This window comes from Nocardioides sp. CPCC 206348 (assembly GCF_048654705.1).
In the GTDB taxonomy this organism is placed as follows: Bacteria; Actinomycetota; Actinomycetes; order Propionibacteriales; family Nocardioidaceae; genus Nocardioides.
Genome location: NZ_JBMCZA010000057.1, coordinates 1 through 524 on the forward strand (window position 1 = coordinate 1; position 524 = coordinate 524).

The window sequence follows — 524 nt, forward strand, 5'->3', positions numbered from 1 at the left end:
CTTTCCTATGTCCTGAGCCAGAACACTGTCAGCCCGACCATGTGATGTCTCAGGACATCGGCAGAGCCCGGACCCACGGAAGTGGGTTCGGGCTCCTTGCTTTTCGTGGGTCCGGGCCGCCGTCGCTCCGGGCCGCCGCGCGCCGTGGCCGGGTCCGAAGTCCCACTTCCCTGCGCTGGCCACGCATCAGGTGCGTGCCCAGCGCAGGTAAAAGGGGCTTCTCGGCACGTGGGACCGCCTGCGGGGGGTTGTCCCCTCCCGCCGGACCTTCGTGACAGACTGCACGCCATGTCAGACGAGCAGGACAAGCTGAAGCTCAGCTTGGAGCCGCCCAAGCTGTTCGGGCGCAAGAAGAAGCCGGCCGAGAAGTCCGGCGCGCCCGCAGAGCCCAGCACGGCGTCTGCAGCTCGTCCGACGTCCCCGACGACCGAGGTCTCCGTGGCCGAGGAAGCCGTCGTCGAGGAACCCGTGCTCGAGGAGCCCACCGCGGTCCTGGAGGCAGTGGAGCCGGAGCCCGAACCGGA

1 pseudogene is annotated in these 524 nt (G+C 68.7%); it reads left to right on the plus strand.

From position 1 onward, the window contains the following. Positions 1–288: 288 nt before the first annotated feature. Positions 289–524: pseudogene (locus ACOADB_RS01910) on the plus strand (hypothetical protein); the annotation flags it as partial.